Annotated in this window: 20 protein-coding genes; 8 read left to right on the top strand and 12 right to left on the bottom strand. The window is 71.4% G+C overall.

Features of this window, described 5'->3' with window-relative positions; genetic code table 11:
• Nucleotides 1-20: 20 nt before the first annotated feature.
• Nucleotides 21-713, top strand: a complete 693-nt coding sequence (locus tag STRVI_RS12925; RefSeq protein ID WP_014056091.1) for a gamma-glutamyl-gamma-aminobutyrate hydrolase family protein — start codon at nucleotides 21-23, stop codon at nucleotides 711-713.
• A gap of 57 nt (nucleotides 714-770) precedes the next feature.
• On the opposite strand, the gene STRVI_RS12920 is transcribed toward STRVI_RS12925, so the two are convergent.
• The 5 genes from STRVI_RS12920 to STRVI_RS12900 form a co-directional block, all read right to left on the bottom strand.
• Nucleotides 771-1,496, bottom strand: coding sequence for an alpha/beta fold hydrolase (locus STRVI_RS12920; protein ID WP_014056090.1), 726 nt, complete (start codon nucleotides 1,494-1,496; stop codon nucleotides 771-773).
• Between the two features lie 96 nt (nucleotides 1,497-1,592).
• On the bottom strand, nucleotides 1,593-2,459 hold the full coding sequence (locus STRVI_RS12915) for a chitosanase (protein WP_014056089.1): 867 nt from the start codon (nucleotides 2,457-2,459) through the stop codon (nucleotides 1,593-1,595).
• 207 nt (nucleotides 2,460-2,666) lie between these two features.
• Nucleotides 2,667-3,926, bottom strand: a complete 1,260-nt coding sequence (locus STRVI_RS12910) for an MBL fold metallo-hydrolase (protein WP_014056088.1) — start codon at nucleotides 3,924-3,926, stop codon at nucleotides 2,667-2,669.
• Between the two features lie 69 nt (nucleotides 3,927-3,995).
• Nucleotides 3,996-4,886, bottom strand: coding sequence for a GNAT family N-acetyltransferase (locus STRVI_RS12905; RefSeq protein WP_014056087.1), 891 nt, complete (start codon nucleotides 4,884-4,886; stop codon nucleotides 3,996-3,998).
• A 92-nt stretch (nucleotides 4,887-4,978) separates the two neighbouring features.
• Entirely contained in the window at nucleotides 4,979-5,884 is a 906-nt protein-coding gene (locus tag STRVI_RS12900) for a glycoside hydrolase family 19 protein (protein WP_014056086.1), read from the bottom strand.
• Between the two features lie 462 nt (nucleotides 5,885-6,346).
• Here STRVI_RS12900 and STRVI_RS12895 point away from each other — a divergent pair, with 462 nt between their 5' ends.
• Genes STRVI_RS12895 through STRVI_RS12875 form a run of 5 tightly spaced genes read left to right on the top strand, consistent with a single transcriptional unit; the run spans nucleotide 6,347 to nucleotide 11,653 of the window.
• Nucleotides 6,347-7,300, top strand: coding sequence for an STM4015 family protein (locus tag STRVI_RS12895; protein ID WP_014056085.1), 954 nt, complete (start codon nucleotides 6,347-6,349; stop codon nucleotides 7,298-7,300).
• Nucleotides 7,301-7,343: 43 nt separating this feature from the next.
• Complete coding sequence (locus tag STRVI_RS12890; protein WP_014056084.1) at nucleotides 7,344-8,471, top strand: STM4014 family protein; 1,128 nt, start codon at nucleotides 7,344-7,346, stop codon at nucleotides 8,469-8,471.
• Nucleotides 8,472-8,499: 28 nt separating this feature from the next.
• The gene (locus STRVI_RS12885) at nucleotides 8,500-9,303 is read left to right on the top strand and encodes an STM4013/SEN3800 family hydrolase (protein WP_208949234.1); all 804 of its coding nucleotides are present in this window, start codon (nucleotides 8,500-8,502) and stop codon (nucleotides 9,301-9,303) included.
• On the top strand, nucleotides 9,300-10,676 hold the full coding sequence (locus STRVI_RS12880; protein WP_014056082.1) for an STM4012 family radical SAM protein: 1,377 nt from the start codon (nucleotides 9,300-9,302) through the stop codon (nucleotides 10,674-10,676). Before STRVI_RS12885 ends, STRVI_RS12880 begins: the two co-directional genes overlap by 4 nt.
• Before the next feature lie 11 nt (nucleotides 10,677-10,687).
• Nucleotides 10,688-11,653 carry an STM4011 family radical SAM protein gene (locus tag STRVI_RS12875; protein WP_014056081.1) on the top strand — a complete coding sequence of 322 codons (966 nt, stop codon included), beginning with the start codon at nucleotides 10,688-10,690 and terminating at the stop codon, nucleotides 11,651-11,653.
• On the opposite strand, the gene STRVI_RS12870 is transcribed toward STRVI_RS12875, so the two are convergent.
• Complete coding sequence (locus STRVI_RS12870) at nucleotides 11,607-11,858, bottom strand: DUF397 domain-containing protein (protein ID WP_014056080.1); 252 nt, start codon at nucleotides 11,856-11,858, stop codon at nucleotides 11,607-11,609. The genes STRVI_RS12875 and STRVI_RS12870 overlap by 47 nt on opposite strands.
• Before the next feature lie 3 nt (nucleotides 11,859-11,861).
• A complete protein-coding gene (locus STRVI_RS12865; protein WP_014056079.1) occupies nucleotides 11,862-12,728 on the bottom strand; it encodes a helix-turn-helix domain-containing protein in 867 nt (288 codons plus the stop codon).
• Nucleotides 12,729-12,864: 136 nt separating this feature from the next.
• Between STRVI_RS12865 and STRVI_RS12860 the strand changes: the two genes are divergently transcribed.
• Nucleotides 12,865-13,308 carry an ATP-binding protein gene (locus STRVI_RS12860; protein WP_251982614.1) on the top strand — a complete coding sequence of 148 codons (444 nt, stop codon included), beginning with the start codon at nucleotides 12,865-12,867 and terminating at the stop codon, nucleotides 13,306-13,308.
• 284 nt (nucleotides 13,309-13,592) lie between these two features.
• Here the strand turns inward: STRVI_RS12860 and STRVI_RS12855 are convergent, their stop codons facing one another.
• A complete protein-coding gene (locus tag STRVI_RS12855) occupies nucleotides 13,593-14,390 on the bottom strand; it encodes an SGNH/GDSL hydrolase family protein (protein ID WP_014056077.1) in 798 nt (265 codons plus the stop codon).
• 79 nt (nucleotides 14,391-14,469) lie between these two features.
• Nucleotides 14,470-16,581: an alpha-galactosidase gene (locus STRVI_RS12850; protein WP_014056076.1), complete on the bottom strand. Its 2,112-nt coding sequence runs from the start codon at nucleotides 16,579-16,581 to the stop codon at nucleotides 14,470-14,472.
• A 171-nt stretch (nucleotides 16,582-16,752) separates the two neighbouring features.
• Between STRVI_RS12850 and STRVI_RS12845 the strand changes: the two genes are divergently transcribed.
• On the top strand, nucleotides 16,753-17,583 hold the full coding sequence (locus tag STRVI_RS12845) for a tyrosine-protein phosphatase (protein ID WP_014056075.1): 831 nt from the start codon (nucleotides 16,753-16,755) through the stop codon (nucleotides 17,581-17,583).
• 104 nt (nucleotides 17,584-17,687) lie between these two features.
• Here STRVI_RS12845 and STRVI_RS12840 read toward each other — a convergent pair whose 3' ends face one another.
• The 3 genes from STRVI_RS12840 to dxs are packed head-to-tail and all read right to left on the bottom strand — an operon-like array spanning nucleotide 17,688 to nucleotide 22,251.
• Nucleotides 17,688-18,881, bottom strand: a complete 1,194-nt coding sequence (locus STRVI_RS12840) for a serpin family protein (RefSeq protein WP_014056074.1) — start codon at nucleotides 18,879-18,881, stop codon at nucleotides 17,688-17,690.
• A 17-nt stretch (nucleotides 18,882-18,898) separates the two neighbouring features.
• Nucleotides 18,899-20,305 carry an aspartate aminotransferase family protein gene (locus STRVI_RS12835; protein WP_014056073.1) on the bottom strand — a complete coding sequence of 469 codons (1,407 nt, stop codon included), beginning with the start codon at nucleotides 20,303-20,305 and terminating at the stop codon, nucleotides 18,899-18,901.
• Nucleotides 20,302-22,251: a 1-deoxy-D-xylulose-5-phosphate synthase gene (dxs, locus tag STRVI_RS12830; RefSeq protein ID WP_014056072.1), complete on the bottom strand. Its 1,950-nt coding sequence runs from the start codon at nucleotides 22,249-22,251 to the stop codon at nucleotides 20,302-20,304. The genes STRVI_RS12835 and dxs overlap by 4 nt, the downstream gene beginning before the upstream one ends.
• Between the last annotated feature and the right edge of the window lie 17 nt (nucleotides 22,252-22,268).

The raw sequence follows: 22,268 nt of genomic DNA, 5'->3' as shown, positions 1-22,268 counted from the left end.
TTCGAAGATCGGAGTCCCCGGTGTCCAAGCCCCTGATCGGCGTCAGCACCTATCTCGAATCCTCGGCGAGCTGGGGTGTCTGGAACCTCCCCGCCGCGCTGCTGCCCGCGGGCTACCACCGGCTCGTCCAGCGCGCGGGCGGCCTGGCGGCGATGCTGCCGCCGGACGAGGACCCGGCCGCCGCCGCGCGGATCGTCTCCCGCCTCGACGGGCTCGTCATCTCCGGCGGTCCGGACGTGGAGCCCGTGCGGTACGGGGCCGAGCTGGACCCGCGCACCGGGCCGCCCGCGCGGGAGCGGGACGCCTGGGAGCTGGCCCTGATCGACGCGGCCCTGGCGTCGGGCACTCCCCTGCTGGGCATCTGCCGTGGCCACCAGCTTCTGAACGTCTTCCTCGGCGGCACCCTCGTCCAGCACCTGGACGGCCACGCGGGCCGGCCCGGCGTCTTCGACCACCACGAGGTGAAGCCGGTCCCGGACACCCTCCTGGCCGAGATCCTCCCGGACCCGGTGTCCGTCCCCACCTTCCACCACCAGGCCGTGGCCCACCTGGGCGAGGGCCTGGTCCCCTCGGCCCACTCCGCGGAGGACGGAACGGTGGAGGCGGTGGAACTGCCGGACGTGGAGGGGTTCGTACTGGGCGTCCAGTGGCATCCGGAGGCGGGCGACGACGTACGGATCATGCGCGCCCTGGTGGAGGCGGCGGGGGGCTGAGGCGGATCGCGCCCAGGCGGATCCGACGGAGGCGAGCCGGGCCCGGGCGGGCCCGGCTCAGCCGAGCTTGAGCAGCAGCTCGGCGAGTTCGCCCGGCATGGTGATCATGCAGTCGTGGCCGGTCTCCAACTCCCACACCTGCGCCGGGGAGCCGTTGGGCTGGATCGCGGGGACGGGCCGCCGGGTCATGCCCGGCGGCACATTGGCGACGCAGTGGATATGCGTCCGCGGGATCGCGTTCACGGCCGGGTTGTCCAGCCGGACGGGTTGCTGCAGGCAGCGCACCGACTGATCCGACATCATCGAGCGCAGCCACGCCACGTCCGCCGGATCGGTGACCCCGAACAGACCCCAGGACGGGTCCATCCCGACCAGAGGCGGATTCCGCCAGCCGCTCTCGGACGCCAGTGCCTGGTCGATCATGGCCTGGGTGAAGGGCATGACATCGGCCGCGGTCTCGCCGTCCTCCGGGACCATCGCGTCGAGGTAGACCAGCTGCGCGATCCGGTCCGGGAGCTGGTTGGCGGTGGACGAGATGACCAGCCCGGCATAGCTGTGCCCGACGAGCACCACATCGGTGAGGTCTTCCTCGGTGATCAGCCCGACGATGTCGTCGACATGCGTATCGAGCCCCACCTCGGGGCCGAGCAGATGTGCCGTGTCGCCGTAGCCGGTCAGCGTCGGCGCGATCACCCGGTGTCCGGCCGTCGCCAGCAACGGGACCACGCGCTCCCAGCACTCTCCGGTGTGCCAAGCACCGTGCACCAGAAGATATGTCGACATATTTCCACTCCATCCGCATCACAAATAAACGGGACGCTGTCCCGGTTAAAAATATGGGACAGCGTCCCGCTTAGCAAGCGGGGACCGGTGCGGCGGTCAGGAGTTGATCTCGAACGGGTCGCCGTAGACCTTCCACTGCAGCGGGGGCGTCAGGTCGAAGTTCTTCTCGTTGAGGAACTTCCGCTGCTCGGTGTCGACGCGGCTGGTGTCGCTGTGCGCCTCCTCGCTCTTCATGGCCTCCTTACGGGCGTCGAGGAAGGCGTTGAGGTACGTGGTCTCGTTGCCGCCCTGCGCCGGGGGCTTGGCCTTGGACAGGGCGGTCTTACGGATGCCGCCGAAGCTGTACTTGCTGTCGCCGGGGCCGTGCATCACGATCGCGTCGTAGTAGGTGAACTGGCCGAGCGCGCCCAGGCCGTCGTCCTTGCCCTGCTTGACGGCCGGGTTGAAGTAGACGCGGTCGCGCTCGTGCTCCTGGGCGTCCTGGAACGCCTTGTCGGCGGCGGCCTTCTTCCAGTCCTTGGTGAAGTTCGGGTCCAGGCCGTCGTGGGAGTCGGTGCCGTCGACGTCGCGCAGCGCGGGGAGGTACTTGGCCAGGACGTTGCCGGGCTTCTGCTGGGTGTAGTACTCGACGAGTTCCAGCATGTCGCCGGTGCCGGAGCAGAATCCGATGATGCCCGCCGTGTAGCCGCGGCCGTCGCCTATGTCCTCGATGTACTGGAACTGGGCGCGCCAGTCGAGCGAGGAGTTCTCGGCGCTGGAGACCAGCTTCATGGCGATTTCCTTCTTCGCCGGGTCGTCCAGGTTGCTCGCCGCGGCGGCCTTGTGCGCAGAGTGGCGGTGCACGTCCGCCGACGACGGCAGGTGGTCGGACGCCTGCCCGACTCCGACACCGGTGAAGACGAGCGCGGCCGGTACGGCGACGGCCACCGCCGCGAGGCCGATCCTCCGGGGCATGGGGGACATGGGGACTCCGTTCCTTGTCGACTGTGGGGGAAGTGCGCGCGGCCGTCCCAGGACACACCGGGGCAGCCCCGGGTCCTGGGACGATCCGTTAGGAACCTTTCCTAACCATTCAAGCGAGCGCGTCGTGTCCACCACAAGGGTTTCGACACCATTCGACAAAGAAGCCCTGTGCCGGCCCGCCTTCGGGAGGCGGCGCCAACTCCCTTGCTAGGACTGGGGTATGGGCATCGCGGGGTCCGCGCCACCAGCCGCCCCGGACGCTCCGGACCCGCCGGTGGCCCCGGACGAGCCCGTCGCGCCGGTGAGGCCGGTCGGCTCGGCCGCGCGCTCGGCCCCGGCCGGTGTCTTCGTCACCGGCCGTGCCGCGATCGCCCGCCACCACGGCTCCAGCGGCAGCCCCTGCCCCGGCTCGAACGGCTGCCCCGGACGCGGAACGGCCACGTTCGCCCCGGCCTCCTCCGCCGCCGACACCGTTCCCTCGGCGGGCTCCTCCCACGGATGCGGGGCGAGGTTGAAGGTGCCCCAGTGGATCGGCAGCATGATCCCCTTCGCCGGGTCCCCGCCCTGCAGATCGAGGTGGGCCCGCATGCCCTCCTCGGGGGTCATATGGATGTCCGGCCAGTAGTCGGAGTACGCGCCGATCTGCACCATGGTCGCGTCGAACGGCCCGTACGCCGCGCCGATCTCCTTGAAACCGGGGAAGTAGCCGGTGTCCCCGCTGTGGTAGACCCGGTGCTCGGGACCGGCCACCACCCAGGAGGCCCACAGGGTGTGCTGGGTGTTGCGCAGCCCGCGCCCGCAGAAGTGGCGGGCCGGAGTGGCGGTGAGCGTGAGCCCGGCGACCTCGGTGGACTCATGCCAGTCCAGCTCGGTCATCCGGTCGGCCGGGACGCCCCAGCGCTCCAGATGGGCGCCGACCCCCAGCGGGACGACGAACATGGCGTGGCCGCGCACCAGCGCCCGGATCGTGGGCATGTCCAGATGGTCGTAGTGGTCGTGGGAGATGACCACCGCGTCCACCGGCGCCAGCTCCCGCAGCGGCACCGGCACCGGGTGCAGCCGCTTGGGCCCCACCATCGCGAAGGGCGAACAGCGCTGGCCCCATACCGGGTCGAACAGCACCCGCCGCCCGTCGATCTCCGCGAGCACACTGGAGTGCCCCATCCAGGTCAGCCGCAGCCCGGAGGCGGGCCGGGTGGCCAGATCGGCGACGGTGGTGGGGTGCACCGGCACGGTCCCGGCCGGGGCCCTGCGGACGCGCTCCTCCTTGCGGAAGTAGGTGGACGCGAACTTCAGCATCGAGCCGGACGGCCCGATGCGGGCGCCCACCGGGTTGACGAACACACCGTTCGCGAAGTTCGGCGACCGTCGGATGCGCTCCATCCGCTCCCCGGCGGGATCCGCCCCGAAGGCGGCGGGGCGCAGGGCGGCGGCGAACCGGGAACGTGTCGGATGGGAGCCGGTCACGGATCCTCCAGGGTGAGAGGGCGGGGGCACTCCAACGCGCGGTGCCGTTGGGCTGCAATCACACAACTCTTACGAGGGGTGACCTTGTTCCGGAACGGTGCGCTCGGCCGAGGTGAACGACAACGCCAGATGGTCCTCCAGCGGGCGGTAGCCGAGACGCTGGTAGAGGGCGTTGCTGGTGGGGTTGTCGAGATCGGTGAAGAGCAGGACCTCCCGCACCCCGGCAGCCCGCGCAGCCCGGCTCACGGCGGCCGTGGCGGCGCCCGCGTAACCACGTCCGCGCAGCTCAGGCGGGGTGTAGACGAGGGAGACCCGGGCCATGCCCGCGACCGTACGGCTGACCCCGGCGCAGGCCACCGGCCGGCCGTCGAGCTCCCACAGGGTGATCCCGTCGTAGCTGAGCCTGTCGTCCACCTGGGCGGCGACATCGCCTCTCAGTGCGTCGGTCTCGCGGGCGAACCCCTCGTACCAGGTGAGCAGCAGATCGCGGTCGGCGGCGGTGGCGGTGGCGGTCCGGGGGCGCCCCGGCGGGGCGGGAACGGGCGGGGTGAGGGTGCCGAGCCGGTAGAGCCGGTGGTTCTGCTCCACGCCGCTCACCGCGCCGGTGAGGCCGGTCCAGGCGGTGGCGAAGGTCTCTGCGGTCTCGCGCCCGGCGTACACTCCGGTGATCTTCTGCTCGCCGTCCCCCGCGAGGGTGCGAGCGAGCGCCCGGGCCGCCTCGCCGGGCAGCGGGGAGAGCAGCGGAGGGTAGGGCGGGGTGCACAGAAACGCGCCCTCCACCGAGCCCGCCCCGGTCCACCATCCGTAGACCGGCGGCTGCTCGCCGTATCTGCCGCTGCCCCCGGCCACCAGGGAGGAGACCACTGTGAGCAAAGTCGTGTGCCGGGCCGGGCGGGCGCCCAGAAAGTCGCCCGCCGCGGCCCGGAACTCATCGAGGTCGTACGTCACCGTCCACGCCATGTGCTCCAGGCTGGCGCGGAGCGGCGGATCGGCGCACCTCAATTTCCTCGCTTCCGACCGGATGACCGCTCGGCGGCCCGGTCAGCGGCCGCTCAGCAGCTCAGGTTGGAGCCGGGGGTGGTGCCGAGTATCTGGACGAACCGCTGGTAGGCGTCGATCCGGCTCTGCACCTGGCCGGGGTTGCCGCCGTTGCACTCCAGGCTGCCGTTGATGGCGCGGATGGTCTCGCCGAAGCCCCGCTGGTTGACCATGGCGTCGTGCGGGGTCATCGAGCCGGCCCCGGTCTGGGTGTTCCAGAACCACAGGGCGGTCTTCCAGGACACCGCGGCGTCCTGCTCCACCAGCCAGGGGTTGCCGAGCAGATCGATGCCGAGTGCGTCGCCCGCGGCCTTGTAGTTGAAGTTCCAGCTGAGCTGGATCGGTCCACGGCCGTAGTACGCCGCCTGGCCCGCGGGGCAGCCGTAGGGCTGGCTCGAGTCGCAGTAGTGCGGGTAGTTGGAGGTGTTCTGCTCCACGATGTGGACCAGGCCGCCGGTCTCGTGGTTGACGTTGGCCAGGAAGGCGGCCGCCTCCTGCTTCTTGACGGTGTCGCTGCCGGTGTTGGCGAAGCCGGGGTAGGCGCTCAGGGCGGCGGTCAGGCCCTGGTAGGTGTAGAACGAGTTCCGGTTCGGGAACATCTGGTTGAACTGCGCCTCGCTCACCACGAAGCCGCTCGGGTTCTGGCCCTCGCCGCCGCAGTTGAAGGGCTCCCAGTACCAGGTGCTGATCACCGGGTCATAGCCCGGGTTGTCGTGCTCCGCGCGGTAGTACTTGCCGTCGGTGTACCGGACGATGTCGCCGGTGACGTACGCCCTGCCCGCGGCCCAGTTCGGGTAGTCGCAGGCCGCCTGGGCGGTCGTTCCCGCCGCCGAGGCGGATGAGGCCATGGGCATGACAAGCACACTTGCACACACCGCCGCGGTCGCCGCGAGCGGCGCCAGAACACGTCGTCTCCACATGAGGCCGATCTCCTTCGCGTGGGGGGCCCTGCAATGCTGAGGGACACTCAAGCGGCTTGGTCTATACCAGTCAAGGTATAGACCAAACCTTTGTGCCGGAATGAGCAAAAGAGTGCCCGGCCCAGCGCCCGTCGGGGCAAGTCCCCGAGCAGTGCGTCGATCTGACCCGGGATCGGGTTTCGTCGCCCTGCCGGTACATGCCAATTCCCTTTCACCGCAGCCGCGTTGGACCCACCGGGTCCCGTGGGGCCGGTCGATGGTCATGACGCTACGGGGGGGCCACCGACAACGCCGTCCGGCAACCCGATCCGGCCCCCGCCCGGCACCCCGGCCCGGCAGCGGCGTTGCCGGACGGCGTCCGCCAACGCCCGCCGGAGCGGCTGTCGGTGGCGCTTGGTACAACTCTTCGCACCCCATTCGGAACCAGGCACGCCCACGCGAACACTTCAGGAGATACCCCTCATGTCGGTCTACCACCTGGACGACCTGTACGGCCTTCCGGCCTTCGACTTCCCGCTGCCCGACGAGGGGACCGAGCCGCCCGAGCCGGGCGCCGTCGCCTGGCGGATCTCCTACGCCCCCTACCGCGACCAGTCGGAAGAGGACTTCGCCGGTCGCTTCCAGCGCTTCCTGACCTCGGTGGACCCCTCCCGGGTACGGGCGCTGATCATCGGCCAGTGGGGCGAGGCCTACGAAGGCGACGCCGACGACGCCATCGAGCAGCTCCTCATGGCCAAGGACCGGCTGACCTCGCTGGAGGCGGTCTTCATCGGCGACATCACCGCGGAGGAGTCGGAGATCTCCTGGATCCAGCAGTCCGACGTGACACCGGTCCTCCATGCCTACCCCGCCCTGCGCGAGCTGGGCGTCCGCGGTGGCAGCGGGCTGTCCTTCCCCGCCGTCACCCACGCCCATCTGCGCACGCTCCGCTTCGAGACCGGCGGGCTGCCCGGTGCGGTGGTGCGCGGGGTCGCCGCCAGCGACCTGCCCGCGCTCGAGCGCCTGGATATGTGGCTCGGGGTGGAGGAGTACGGGGGCGATGCCACCATCGCCGATCTGGCCCCGATCCTCAGCGGCGGCCGGTTCCCCGCGCTGCGCCACCTGGGCGTGCAGAACAGCGAGCTCCAGGACGAGATCGCGGCCGCCATGGCGGCGGCCCCCGTGGTCGCCCAGCTCGCGTTCCTCGACCTGTCCATGGGCGTGCTCACCGACGAGGGCGCGGCGGCGCTGCTCGACGGCCAGCCGCTCACCCATCTGACGTGGCTCGATCTGGACCACAACTACTTCTCCGCGGCCATGGAGGAGCGACTGCGCACGGCCCTGGAGCCGTCCGGGGTGAAGGTCGTGATGGCCGAGAAGGGCGACGAGGACGAGTACGACGACGAGGTGTCGCGCTACACCGCCGTCGCCGAGTGATGCCCCTGCCCCATCGAGAACACGACCGGGAGGCTCCCCATCCATGAATGAGACGCGCTTCGCCGTGGTCGGCAATCCGGGCGGCCGCCGGGTGGAGATGTTCTCCGACGCCGCCGTGGCCGCCGGACTGCCCGCGCCCCGGGTGCTGGCCTGGCACGATGTGCTGACCGTCGGCGCCACGTTCGAGCCCGCCGAAACCGTGCGGATCGACTCGCCGGGCGAGGACGAGGAGGTGGAGTGGCTGCTGCGCGGCGCCTCGGATCCCACCCGGGTCGAGGGCACCGGCCGCTGGTACGCGCGGTTCACCGAGGCCGTCCGGGACATCGCGACGGCGGCGCGCACGGCCGGTGCCACCCTGCTGAACGACCCCGGAGAGCTGGCCGTCCTGTTCGACAAGCGGCTGTGCCACGGGGTGCTGGACGGCGCGGCCGTCCCGGTCCCGCCGTCGCCGACCTCCGGGCCGCAGGCGCCGCCCGTGCGCGGCTGGGACGATGTGCGCGCGGCGCTCGGCACCTCTGGGCTGCGGCGCGCCTTCGTCAAGCCGGCCCACGGCTCGTCCGCGTCCGGGGTGCTCGCCGTGGAGACGGCGGGCCCCGGCCGGGTGCGGGCCACGACCTCCGTGGAGCGCACGGAGGACGGCCGGCTGTTCAACTCGCTGCGGGTGCGGCGGTACGACACCGAGGCGGAGGTCGCCGCGATCATCGACACGCTGGCGCCGGACGGGCTGCATATCGAGCGCTGGCTGCCCAAGGCGTCCCAGGACAAGCGCGTCGCCGATCTGCGGATTGTGGTGGTGGCGGGCAGGGTCACCCATGCCGTGGTGCGTACCAGCCGCTCCCCCATGGCCAATCTCCATCTCGGCGGGGTGCGCGGCGATCTGGCCGCCGCCCGCGCGGCGGCGGAGGCGAGCGGGGTGGCCTGGAGCGAGGTGCTGGGCACCGCGGAGCGGGCGGCCGAGTGCTTCCCGCGCACGCTGTGCGTGGGGGTGGATCTGCTGCCCGGCCCGGGGTGGCGGCGGTTCGCGGTCGGCGAGGTCAACGCCTTCGGTGATCTGCTGCCCCGGCTGACCGGCCTGCCCGGCAGCGGCGCGGAGGGTCTGGACACCTATGCGGTCCAGGTCGCCGCCGTGCTGCGGACACGGAAGGACGCCCACCGCGATGCCGCTCTCTGAGCCCGCCATGCCGCTGTCCGAGCCCGATATGAACGAGGTCGTGGGCAGCCATGACCTGCTGCTGATCACCCTCGACACCTTGCGCTACGACGTGGCGGCCGAACTGGCGGCCGCAGGACGGACGCCGAACCTCAGCGCCCGGATGCCCGGCGGCGCCTGGGCCGAGCGGCATGCCCCCGGCAGCTTCACCTACGCCTCCCACCAGGCGATGTTCGCGGGTTTCCTGCCGACCCCGGCCACCCCCGGACCGCACCGCCGGCTGTTCGCGGCCCGCTTCGCGGGCAGCGAGACCACCGCGGCGGACACCTATGTCTTCGAGACGCCCGATCTGGTGTCGGGGCTCGCGGCGGCCGGGTACCACACCGTGTGCGTCGGCGGGGTCGGCTTCTTCAACAAGCGGGGGCCGCTGGGCTCGGTGCTGCCCGGCTACTTCCAGGAAAGTCACTGGGAGCCGGAGTTCGGGGTCACCTCCCCCACCTCCTTCGAGGCGCAGATCGACCGCGCCGAGAAGGTGATCGCCGGTCTGGACCCCGGCCGGCGGCTGTTCCTCTTCGTGAACGTCTCCGCGCTGCACCAGCCCAACTGGTTCCATCTTCCCGGCGCCACCCGCGAGGCGGGCGATACCCGCGCCACCCACGCCGCCGCCCTGGAGTACGTGGACCGCCATGTCGGGCGGCTCCTGGCCGCCCTGAGCGGCCGCGGCCCCGCCTTCGCGATCGTCTGCTCCGACCACGGCACCGCGTACGGCGACGACGGCTACACGGGCCACCGGCTCGGCCATGAGGTCGTCTGGACCGTGCCGTACACCCACTTCTTCCTCGAGGCCCGATGAACATCAGCACGCTCGGTTCGACCGTCCGCCCCTACCAGTCGTACGTCTACGCCTATCCGCACAAGACCGCCTACCGGCCGCTCACGGACCGTCCCGCGCTGCGTGAGCTGTGGGCGGCCGAGCCGAAGGACGCGCTGTCGCTGTATCTGCACATCCCCTTCTGCGAGGTGCGCTGCGGCTTCTGCAATCTCTTCACCCGGATCGGCGCCCCCGAGGGGCTGGTGACCGCCTATCTGGACGCGCTGGAGCGGCAGGCGGGGGCGGTGCGCGAGGCGCTCGGTGAGGACGCCCGGTTCGCCGCCGCGGCCTTCGGCGGCGGCACCCCCACGTTCCTGGAGGCGGCCGAGCTGGAGCGGCTCTGCGATATCGCCGAGAAGGGGATGGGCGCGGACCTGGCCGCCGTACCGCTCTCGGTCGAGGCGTCCCCGGCCACGGCCACGGCCGACCGGCTCGCGGTGCTGGCCGGGCGCGGCACCACCCGGCTGAGCCTGGGGGTGCAGAGCTTCGTCGACGCGGAGGCGCGCTCGGCGGTGCGGCCGCAGCGCCGAGCCGATGTGGAGGCGGCGCTGGGCCGGATCCGGGACGCGGGGATACCCGTGCTCAACATCGATCTGATCTATGGCATCGACGGTCAGACCGAGGACAGTTGGCGCCGGTCCCTGGACGCTGCCCTGGCCTGGCGCCCGGAGGAGCTGTATCTCTATCCCCTCTATGTCCGCCCGCTGACCGGGCTCGGCCGTAAGGAGGCCAGAGAGCCAGAGGCGGAGTGGGCGGCGGAGTGGGCGGCGGAGGCGGAGTGGGACGAGCGGCGGCTGCGGCTGTACCGCTCGGGCCGCGACCAGCTGCTCGCCCACGGCTATGAGCAGGTCTCGATGCGGATGTTCCGTGCCCAGGGCGCGCCCGCGACCAGCGGCGAGGACTACGCCTGCCAGACGGACGGCATGGTCGGCCTCGGCTGCGGCGCCCGCTCCTACACCTCCGCCCTGCACTACTCGTTCGACTACGCGGTCGACATGCGGGAGATCCGCGGCATCATCGACGACTTCGTCTCCCGGCCCGCGGCCGACTTCGCCCGCGCCGAGCACGGCCGGCGGATGACCGGCGACGAGGCCCGCCGGCGCCATCTGCTGCAGTCCGTCCTCCAGGCCGAGGGGATGGAGGCGGCGGGCTACCGGGCCCGGTTCGGCACCGATCCGGCCGAGGACTTCCCCGTGGAGCTGGCCCGGTTCGCGGCGCGCGGCTGGCTGGACGCGGAGGCGGCTCCCGGACGGCTGCGGCTGTCCCCCGAGGGGCTGGCGCACTCCGACGCGCTCGGCCCCGAGTTGTTCTCGCCCGCCGTGCGCGCCGCCATGGCCGCGTATGACCTGAAGTGAGGCATCCAGGCGTGGACTTGACCATTCTGTACCGGGGTCCGCTCGCCTCGTGCGACTACGACTGTCCGTATTGCCCGTTCGCCAAGCGCCGGGACAGCCCGGAGCGGCTGCGCGCCGACCGCGCCGCGCTGGAGCGGTTCACCGCCTGGGCGGCGGAGCAGACCGGCGACCGGCTGTCGGTGCTGTTCACCCCGTGGGGCGAGGGGCTGGTGCGCTCCTGGTACCGCCGCGCGCTCATCGAGCTCAGCCATCTGCCCCATGTCGAGCGGGTCGCCATCCAGACCAATCTGAGCTGCCGGACCGGCTGGACGGCCGAGGCCGACCCGGCCACGCTCGCCCTGTGGTGCACCTACCACCCGGGCCAGACCCCGTACGACCGGTTTCTCGCCAAGTGCGGGGAGCTGGCCGCGCGCGGGGTGCGCCACAGCGTCGGCATCGTGGGGCTGCCCGACCATCTGGACCGGGCCCGCCGACTGCGCGCCGATCTCCCGACCCAGGTCTACCTGTGGGTGAACGCGGCCGAGGGCCATACCTACACGGACGCCGAGGCGGCCGAGTGGACCGCGCTGGACCCGCTCTTCGGCTACAGCCACCATCCGCACCGAAGCGCCGGTCTTCGATGCCGGACCGGCGCCTCGGTGATCTCGGTGGACGGCGACGGCACGGTGCGCCGCTGCCATTTCGTCCCCGCGGAACTGGGCAATCTCTACGACGGGTCGTACCGCGCGGCGCTACGGCCCCGTCCCTGTCCGCTATCCGTCTGCGACTGCCATATCGGCTATGTGCACCTGGAGTCGCTTCCCCTGTACGACGTGTTCGCGGGCGGTGTGCTGGAACGCGTCCCGGCGCCGCCGGTCGGTTCGTGGTCGGTCGGTCACACTGTTTCCCCCTCGATCCCCCTGGTCACGACGAGCGTCACAGAACCGGACGTCACAGAAACAGAAAGTCCGCTTCCCCGGACTTCGCCCCCTGGATGAAGCGTTTCATCTCCACCGGGGTGTAGATCAGTGCCGGTCCGTCCGGATCGGTCGACTGGCGCAGCGCCACCCGCCCGTCCTTCAGCCTCATCGCCTCGACGCAGCTTCCCCCGTTGCCGCCACTCCAAGGCTTGTGCCAGCCCTCGCTGCCGAGGTCCCTTGCCGGCATGCCGCTGTAGACGCGGCTCCCGCATATGCGATCCATCGTTCAGATCTCCTTGCGAATGCGACTCAGAATCGCCTGAGTCGTCTGTGCAGGCGCGGCCTGCGCGCACATCCGGTCCAGGGCCTCCAGGAATGCCGATACGTCATCGCGCTGGTCGAAGTAGGAGCCGCTGACCAGCGACTCCGTGTACGCGATATCCGGCAGCTCCGGGATCGGGAACCGGAAGATATGGAAGGGGCCGTACATCGCCGGGTGCGGGCCGGCGTCGAACGGCATGACCTGCAGCCGGATATGAGGGGCCTCCGCCTCCTCGATCAACCGCGCGATCTGGGCCCGCATGGTCTCGGAACCGCCGATGGGGCGGCGCACCACCGTTTCGTCCATGACCACCCACAGCATCGGCGGGTCGTCCCGGGTGAGCAGGGCCTGACGTTCCATACGGAGGGCGACATTGCGCTCGATCTCCGACTCGGGCGCATGCGGCATGCCCGCGCGGAGCACCGCGCGGGCATAGTCCTCGGTCTGCAGCAGCCCGGGAATGTAATGCGGCTCGTAGGCCCGGATCAGATTGGCCTCGACCTCCAGGCTGACGAAGGTGTTGAACCACTCCGGCAGGACGTCGCGGAACCGGTGCCACCAGCCGGCCTTGTTGGCCTCGCGCGCGAGGGAGAGGAACCCCTCGACCTCCTCGGGGTCGGCGACGCCGTACGTCCGCAGCAGCTTCTCGACGTACGGGAGCTTCAGGCCAACCTCGGCCTTCTCCATCCGGCGGATCGTGGCATGCGTGACGTCCAGGGCGCGCCCGGCCTGCTCGAACGACAGCCCGGCCTTCTCCCGAAGGTCCTGGAGCCGTTTGCCGAGCACGACTCGCAGGACGGTCGGGGCTCCGCCCGCCCGCGCATCCGCCACTACCGTTCCCCTCCAAGTACCTTCACGACACAGCAGTCTGGCATGGGCTCAGCATTCCGAACAGCCTGCGCTTGCGATTCTGTAATTTACAGATTGAACCTTGCCATACGCGAGCGTGACAGAGCATAGTGTCGGCGTGGCTCCTTCCTATGAGGCTCTCCGGTTAGGGCGCGGCGGCATCGTGGTCGCTCCGCCCCGCCACGACGTGTTTCGTCTGCCGGCGCTGAGCACGTCCGTCGCCGAGGCGAGAAGGCATGTCGTCCGGCGGCTGCGCTCATGGGGCATCGACCAGGACACCCGGGACAGCGCGGAGTTGATCGTCTCCGAGCTGTTCACCAACGCGGTGCGCCACACCTCCAGCGAGGAGGTTCGCTGCTCACTGCAGCTCATAGGCACCCGGCTGCGGCTCGAGGTGGCCGACCAGGGATGCGCCCGTACGGTGCCGGAGGCCAGGTCGGTGACCGCGGACCAGGAAGGCGGCCGCGGGCTGATGCTGGTGGAGGCCCTCTCGGAGGCCTGGGGGGTCAGGCCGAACCAGGGGGGCGCGGGCCGCGCCGTCTGGGCCTATCTGGCGACGTAGCGGCTCCGCGACGCCACGACCGTACGAACGGGCACGGACGAGTACGACTCACCCACGACGCATGCACGATCCAGGCACGATCCAGGCACGACGCATCCACGGCCCACGTACGAGCAGGCACGGCGCGACGCGACGTTCGGCGGCCAAAACGGCGCGAGCACAGGGGCTCGGAACGAGCGGTGCCGAGGGAATAGGGGCAGCGACAGCGCACGAGGCGGTCGGCCTCAAGGCGCCAACGGGGGTCTGCCCCTATTCCTCCGGGACCGCTTCGGGTCACGGAACGTTCAGGGCCGCAGCGGCAGCAGATCGGGCCGCTTGGGCTCCACATGGTCACCCGACGACTCACCGCGCAGTCGTCGGCCGATCCAGGGCACCAGATATTCGCGCGCCCAGTGGATGTTGTCCCTCCGCACCTCGGCGGCGGTGCGCTGCCCCTCCGGGGGCCAGGGCTGATCGGGATCGGCGGGGACGTCGAGCCCGAGCACCTGACCGGCCCTCAGCGCGACCCGGGTGTGCCCGTCCGGCGACAGATGCAGCCGGTCGGCGTCCCAGGCCCGGCGGTCCTGCACCGAGCGCAGCGACCACAGGTCGAGCACCGGGCAGTCGTACCGGTCGGCGATCGCCCGCACATGCGCCGTATACGTGGCGATCTTGCCCCGCAGATGACGCAGCACCGGCACCCCTCTGGTGTCGAAGCCCGTGCACAGCAGCACCGTGCCCACCCGCGCCTTGAGGTCGGAGACGGCCGCCTCGTAGCGCTCGGCGACATCGTCGGGGTCGCTGCCGGGGCGCAGGATGTCATTGCCCCCCGCGCAGAAGGTGACCAGATCCGGGCCGAGCTCGATGGCGCGCGCCACCTGCTCCGCGACAATCTGGTCAAGGAGTCGACCGCGTACGGCCAAATTGGCGTAGCGGAAATCGTCGTGAGGTCGTTGGTCGGACAGCAGGACCGCGAGCCGGTCGGCCCAGCCGACGAACACTCCATCAGGACCGGGGTCGCCGACGCCCTCGGTGAAGCTGTCGCCGACCGCTGCGTACGACCCGATGGAACCGTTGCTGAATCTCTCCTTATCGTCTGCCACGTCGGGACATCATTCACCCGACGGCGTGACTTACGCCATCGTAACCAGGGCTTGACGTGGGGTGATCTATCCCACCTGGTCAGTTTCGGCGAAGGTGGAATACGGCGGCGTCGAGGTCGCCGCCCAGCCCGGTGCGCAGGCCCCGGTGCGCGAGTACCGCTCCCCGGTGCACCTCCCCGGTCTCCAGGTCCCGGTAGGTGGCCGCCGGGTCGAGCCCGCGCAGCCGCAGCGGGGGCTGTGCGTCGCCGTAGTGCTGCGCCTGGATCCAGGCCAGCACCACGGTCTCCTCGCCCCGTACGTACTGCACCGCGCTGAGCCCGTCGCCCTCCGGCGGCCGCAGCCGGTACAGCTCACCGTGCTGGACGACCGGGCGCACCCGCTTGTAGAGCGCCACCCAGTCGCGGGCCTCGGCCAGTTCCGCCTCGCTCCAGCGGGTCAGATCGCCGCCGACGCCCAGCACCCCGGCCATCGCGCTGACGAAGCGGAAGCGCAGCGAGCTGACGCGTGCGTTGCCCATGGCGTTGGGGCTGTCGGTGACCCAGGCGGCCATCACCCGGGCCGGGTGGAGCTGGCTGAAGCCGTGCTGGATGGCCAGCCGGTCCAGCGGGTCGGTGTTGTCCGAGGTCCACACCTGGTCGGTGCGGCCCAGGATGCCCAGGTCGATCCGGCCGCCACCGCCCGAGCAGGACTCGAAGGCGACCTGGGGGTGTGCCGCGCGCAGCCGCTCCAGCAGCTCGTACAGCCCGCGTACGTGGTCGATCCACAGCCGCCGCGGATAGGCGTCGCCGGGCCAGCCGGCGTCCGAGAAGGAGCGGTTGAAGTCCCATTTCACATAGTCGACGGGGGCGCCGCTCAGCAGGGTGTCCAGCCGCTCCCACAGGTACGCGCGCACCTCGGGGCGAGCGAGGTTGAGCACGAGCTGGTTGCGGAATGCGGCGCGGGCCCGGCCGGGGTGGTGCTGCACCCAGTCGGGGTGGGCGCGGTAGAGGTCGCTGTCGGGGTTGACCATCTCGGGCTCGACCCAGATGCCGAACTGCATCCCCAGCGCGTGCACCTCGTCGGCCAGCGGTTTGAGCCCGTGCGGAAAGCGGTCCGGGTTGGCCGTCCAGTCGCCGAGCCCGGCCCGGTCGCTGGTGCGCGCCCCGAACCATCCGTCGTCGACGACGAACAGCTCGACGCCCATGGTGGCGGCCAACTGCGCGAGCGAGCGCTGCTGTTCCTCGCTCACCTCGAACTCGGTGGCCTCCCAGGAGTTGTAGAGCACCGGCCGGGACCGGTCGGCGCCGGGGACCACCCGGGCGAGCTGCCAGGCGTGCCAGGCGCGGCTGGCGGCACCGAAGCCGCCGTCGGTCCACAGCCCCGCGAAGACGGGGGTGGTGAACGACTCGCCGGGCGCGAGGAGTAGCTGCCCCGCGTCGTCGTGGCCGACTCCGCCGACCGCCTGGACGGCGCCGTCGGCCAGCCGCTGGACGGCGATCCGCCAGGCCCCGGACCAGGCGAGCGCGCCGCTGTGCACCTCGCCGCTCTCCTCGGTGGCCTCCCCGCCGTCCAGGGCGATCCAGGGCAGATGATGGTGGCTGGTGTGGCCCCGGCGGCTGCCGATCACCTTCTCACCGGGGGTGAGTTCGGTGCGGGCCAGCCGGCTCTCGGCGGCCCAGCGGCCGTGCAGATGGGACAGCCGCCAGCGGTCGCGCGCCGGGAGCGACCAGGCGGCGGAGTCGGCGCGCAGCAGCTCCACGGGCTCCTGGCCGGCGTTGCCGGTGTGGGTGAGGGTGGTCCAGCGCTCGATGACATCGCCGTCGTCCCGCATCCGGTAGTGGAGGGTGATGTCGAGGTGGTGCAGCGGATCGTGGAAGCGCAACCGCAGCTCCTGGCCGGTGCCGGGGTCCAGGACGGTGCCGCTGCTGAAGCGCCACTCGGTGCCGCGTACGCCCCCGGCGTGTACGGACAGGGCGGGGCGGACGAAACGCGGGCCGCCCTCCACGGGGTACTCCTCCCGCCCGTCCAGCGGTGATTCGAACGGCCGCTCCGGCGGCCCGGGCTCGGCGGCGAGGGCCTCGGCGTCCTCGACCGCGATCCTCGGCCCCCAGTGGAGATGGAGCAGTTCATCACGGTCGGTGACGTACAGGGCATAGCTGCTGTGCCGCCCCGAGAGCACCCAGAGCCGACCGCTTCCACCGGTTTCGATCATCGCGCTCCCCCAATTCTCCACAGGTGTCAACATGATCGGGGAGGGCGGGCCGGTGCGGCAATGCCCTCGCACCGGCAGGAGACCGATTGCCCGTTGCACCCATGTCGTATGGTCGGCTTCAGCCCGCCTCGTCGACGAGCCGCGTCGGCGGCCGATGGTGAAGGAGAGCCCGTGACGCAGCAGTCGCAGTCGCAGTCGCCGCAGGTCCCCCAGGCCGAAACTGAGCTGGTGGGGGTACGCAACTTCCGTGATCTCGGCGGACTGCCGGCTGCCGACGGCCGCCGTGTGCGGCCCGGCGTACTGTTCCGCAGCGGCCATCTCGCGCATGCCACCGAGGCGGACACCGCCTTCCTCGACGCGCTCGGCCTGCACACCGTCTTCGACTTCCGCAACGCCGCCGACATCAAGCTGGAGGGCCCGGACGTCACGCTCAGCGGGGTCCGGAACGTCAATCTGCCGCTGTCCGACCCGGCCGACGGCGCCGGGTTCTGGACGATGGTGCGCGAGGGCGATCTGGACACCCTGCGCAAGCTGCTCGCCGAGGGCCGGGCCGAGAAGCGCATGATCGGCTCCTATCGCGGGATCGTCACCACCCGGATCGTCGAACACGGCCGGATCCTCAGCGACCTGGCGGAGGACAGCTCACCGGTGCTGATGCACTGTTCGGCCGGCAAGGACCGGGCGGGGCTGTCCATCGCGGTGACCCTGCTGGCCCTCGGCGTCGACCAGGAGGCCATCGAGGCCGACTACCTCGCGTCGGCCGCCGCCCACCGGCGCTACAAGATCTGGCGCAAGGGCGATCCGGGGGACGGCTCCGACCCGATGTCCCCCGAGGTCATGGCGCTGCTGCTGCCGCTCTTCGACGCACGCGCCGAATATCTGGCGGCGGCCTTCGCGACCATCGAGGAGACCTGGGGCGGCACCGACCGCTATCTCACCGAGGGGCTCGGCCTCACCCCCGAGCGGCGCGAGCGGCTCCGCGAGCGGCTGCTCACCGGCTGACGGCACCGCCCCGGGGCCGACAGCGCCGGCCCGCGCCCGTCCCGGGGCTCACGGCTCACGGCTCACGGCTCACGGCTCACGGCTCACGGCTCACGGCTCACGGCTCACCACATGGTGTCGGCCCCGGCCTCGGGTTCGGTGACCCAGCCCGCCGTCAGCACCAGACCGGTGGCGCGGTGCACGGCCAGGAAGCCGAACGGCCGGTCGTACCGCACGCTGATCAGCTTCGCCTTCTGCCGCGGCGGCGCCGAACCGGGAGCCATGGAGAACGCGGTCACCGCCGCCGCCCAGAAGCCTTCGGCGCTGAACGAGGCGGTCATGGACTGCTCTCCGGAGGACAGCGCCAGCGCGGCCGGGCTGATCCCCGGGAAGTGGCCCCGCGCGGTGTCCTGGGCGGTACGCAGCCCGAACAGCTCGGCCCGGCGCAGCAGATCGTGCCGGGCCTTTACGGTGAACTGCGGGGTGGTCAGCATCACCCGGGGAGTGGGGTCCCGGCTCTCGACCTCCATGACCTGGACTCCGGGCCCGGCCGCGCCCGGCGGCAGCGCCGAGCCGGGCCATCCCGCGTACCGCCCGGCCACCGCGCCGATTCCGGCCTCCAGCACCTCGCCGCCCGGTGCGTCCTCGGCGCCGAGGACCAGATGGACATCCAGTCCGTTGCCGCCCGCGATCCCGGAGAGGGTGAGCGGACCGGCCGGGGTGTCGGGGACGACTCGCAGCACCCCGTCGAGGTCGTCCGCGGACCGGCTGAGCCCGGCCAGCGACCGCCCCTGCCACGGTCCGTTCCTGGGCATCAGCCAACCCGGCTGGAACGGCTGCAGCCAGGCCGTCCGCACCGTGAGCGCCCCGGCCAGCACCAACTGGGTGGCGGGGCTGAGCGGCACCGGCATCTCGGTGATCGCGCCCCGGGTGCACCGGGACGCCCAGGCGTCCAGCTCCTTGCGGTCGTGCTCGGTGTCCCCGGTGAGCGCACCCCGTACGCCCGGCGGCAGCGCGGCCTCCCACTCGGACCGGATCGGCAGGTCCTGGCGGGTCCACAGGCCGGTGGCGGCGTCGACACCGTCGATGCCGTCCAGCGCCCCGAGCAGCTCGCCGCCGAGCGCCGTGGCCCGGTCCGCGGCGACGCCCAGCGCGTCCTCCAGCTCCTGGCGGGCCGGGCCGCCGGCGCCGCCCGCGAGCAGGGCGAGCAGCGGCCAGACCCCGGTGGCCGCGAAGACCGTGCCCTCGTCCGCCACGGCGGCCCGCGCCCACCTCGCCGTCATCGTGTTGACGGCCTGTACGGCGGTCGCGTCGATCATGCCGGGTCCCCCATCGGTCAGCGGTTGGCCACCGCCTGCTTGACGAGAGTCCGGCCGAACTCCCACATCAGGCCGCCGCCCTGGTGTGCGTCGTCCATGACCGCGGTGAACGCCTCGACGAACCGGTCCACTTCCCGCTCGCCGATGATCAGCGGCGGGATCAGCTTAATGACCTCCAGATGGTCCCCGGACACCTGGGTGAGGATGCGATGGCGCCGCAGCAGCGGGACGACGACCATCTGCGCGAACAGCCCCTTGCGCGCCGTCTGCAGCATCGCCCACCGGCTGCGCAGCCCCAGTGAGCTGGGCCTGCCGAACTCGATGCCGATCATCAGCCCCCGGCCGCGGACGTCGTGCAGCAGCTCGTAGCGGTCCACGAGCGCGGCGAGGCGCTGGCGCAGCAGATCGCCGGTGCGGCGGGCGCCTGCCACGATCTGCTCGTCCTCCATCACGGCGAGGACGGCGAGCCCGGCCGCCATGGCCTGGGCGTTGGCGCCGAAGCTGGCCGAGTGGACCAGCACCCGGTCCATCGAGGAGTAGACCTTCCGGAAGATCCAGTCCTTGCCGAGGGTCGCGCCGACCGGCACATAGCCCCCGGAGAGGGCCTTGGCCACGCACACCAGATCCGGTTCGACGCCGTCCTCGTGGCTGTAGGCGAAGAAGTCCCCGGTGCGGCCGAGGCCGGTCTGCACCTCGTCCGCGATGAGCAGCGCCTTGTGGCGGTGGAGCAGCTCCTGCGCGGCGCGCAGAAAGCCGGGCGGGGTCTCGTGCACCCCCTTGCCCTGGATGGGCTCCACCACGAACGCCGCCACGTCCCCGCGCGCCAGCTCCCGCTCCAGCGCGTCGAGATCGCCCATCTCGATGGCGGTGTCGGGCAGCAGCGGGGCGAACCCCTTGCGGAAGCCGTCCTCGCCGTTGACCGACAGCGAGCCGGTGGTGAGCCCGTGGAAGGCGTGGGCGCAGTAGAGGATGCGTGGCTTACGGGTGGCGTAGCGGGCGAACTTCAGGGCCGTCTCGACGGCCTCGGTGCCGCTGTTGCCGAAGAAGACCCGGTCCAGATGGGGGGCGTGGGCCAGCAGCCGCTCGGCCAGCAGACCGGGCAGCGGCTGGCAGTCGAAGCGGGTCAGATCGGCCAGGCCGGCGTCCAGGACGTCGTGCAGCGCCTTGCGGACCACGGGGTGGTGGCGGCCCAGGCCCATCACCCCGAAGCCGGCGAGCATATCGAGGTAGTCCTGGCCCTCGTCGTCCCAGAAGTACGCGCCCTCGCCCCGTTCGTAGACCTTGTCGAATCCGATGGTCTGCAGCATCCGGGGCAGTTGGTGGTTGAGATGCCGGGTGTGCAGGTCGTACCGCTCCGAGGCGCGCTCGGCCAGCAGCTTCCCGAGGTCGAAGCCCGAACGCCGCTGCTGCTCGGCTGCTGTCATCCCTGGCTCTCCTTGGCGGCGACGGTACGGGCCTGCGCGGCGGTACGGGCCTCGGCGGCGGTGCTCGCGCGCTCCGGGCGGACCGCGATACGGGTCAGGGCCGCCCCGATCCGGCCCGCGATCTCGGCCGGGGTGAGCCCGATGTCGGCGAGCACCTCACCGCGCTTGGCATGGGCCAGGAACTCCTCGGGGATGCCGAACGTCCGCACCGGCAGGTCGACTTCGGCGTCCCGCAGCGTCTGGGCGACCGCCGCGCCCACCCCGCCGGTGCGCACATTGTCCTCGACGACGGCCACCAGCCGGTGGCGCGCCGCGAGTCCGGGCAGTTCGGGGTCGACGGGCTTGACCCAGCGCGGATCGACGACCGTGCAGCCGATACCGCGCTCGGCCAGCAGCTCGGCGGCGCGCAGCGCGACGGTGGCCATGATCCCGGCCGCGACGAGGAGGACGTCCTCGCCCCGGCGCAGGACGTCCATCCCGCCGACGCGGTCGATCGCCGCGATGGGCTGCCCCACCGACTCCTTGGGGAAGCGGATGACGGTCGGCGCGTCGGCCACGTCGATGGCCTCGCGCAATTGGGCGCGCAACTGGTCGGCGTCGCGCGGGGCGGCGATCCGCAGTCCCGGCACCACCTGGAGGACGGACATGTCCCACATGCCGTTGTGGCTCGGCCCATCGGTGCCGGTGACACCGGCCCGGTCCAGGACGAAGGTCACCCCGCAGCGGTGCAGCGCGATATCCATCAGCAGTTGGTCGAAGGCACGGTTGAGGAAGGTGGCGTAGACGGCGAAGACCGGGTGGAGTCCGCCGGTGGCGAGCCCGGCCGCCGAGACCGCCCCGTGCTGCTCGGCGATGCCGACGTCCCACACCCGCTCGGGATACGCCTCGGCGAAGCCGGCGAGGCCCACGGGGTGCAGCATCGCGGCGGTGAGGGCGACCACATCGGGCCGCTCGGCACCGATCCGCACCATCTCCTCCCCGAACACCGAGGTCCATGAGCGGCCGCCGGAGGGGATGAGGGGCGCGCAGGTGAGCGGGTCCATCGCGGCGACGGTGTGGAAACGATCCGCCTCGTCCTCCAGTGCGGGCCGGTAGCCCCGGCCCTTCTCGGTGAGGCAGTGGACGAGGACCGGGCCGTGGAACCGCTTGGCGCGGCGCAGGGCCGACTCGACCGCCTCGGTGTCATGGCCGTCGATGGGGCCGACGTACTTCAGCCCGAGGTCCTCGAACATGCCCTGCGGCGCGAAGGCGTCCTTGAACCCCTTCTTGGCGCCGTGCAGCGAGCCGTACAGCGGCTGGCCGACCACGGGGGTGCGCTGCAGCACCTCCTTGCCCCAGGCCAGGAAGCGCTCGTAGCCGTCGGTGGTGCGGAGGGTGGCGAGGTGGTTGGCGAGCCCGCCGATGGTCGGCGCGTAGGAGCGCTCGTTGTCGTTGACGACGATGACCAGCGGGCGGTCCCGGGCGGCGGCGATGTTGTTGAGCGCCTCCCAGGCCATCCCGCCGGTCAGCGCCCCGTCCCCGATGACGGCGACCACATGGTCGGTGGCGCCGCGCACCTCATTGGCCTTGGCGAGGCCGTCGGCCCAGCCCAGCACGGTGGAGGCATGGCTGTTCTCGATGATGTCGTGCTCGGATTCGGCCCGTGACGGATAGCCGGACAGTCCGCCCTTGTGGCGGAGCTTGGAGAAGTCCTGGCGGCCGGTGAGCAGTTTGTGGACGTAGGACTGGTGGCCGGTGTCCCACAGGATGCGGTCGGCGGGTGAGTCGAAGACGCGGTGCAGGGCTATGGACAGCTCGACCACGCCCAGATTCGGTCCCAGATGGCCTCCGGTCCTGGCCACCGCGTCGATCAGGAATTCCCTGATCTCCTGGGCGAGCACGTCCAGTTCCTCACCGGTCAGCGCCTTGAGGTCGTGCGGGCCCCGGATGTTCTCCAGCAACGGCATGGTCGGTTCCCCTCCTC

Origin of the sequence: Streptomyces violaceusniger Tu 4113 (genome assembly GCF_000147815.2) — a bacterium.
GTDB classification, from domain to species: domain Bacteria; phylum Actinomycetota; class Actinomycetes; order Streptomycetales; family Streptomycetaceae; genus Streptomyces; species Streptomyces violaceusniger_A.
Note: the sequence above shows the minus strand (reverse complement) of the source record. Positions and strands in the feature narration are given on the sequence as shown.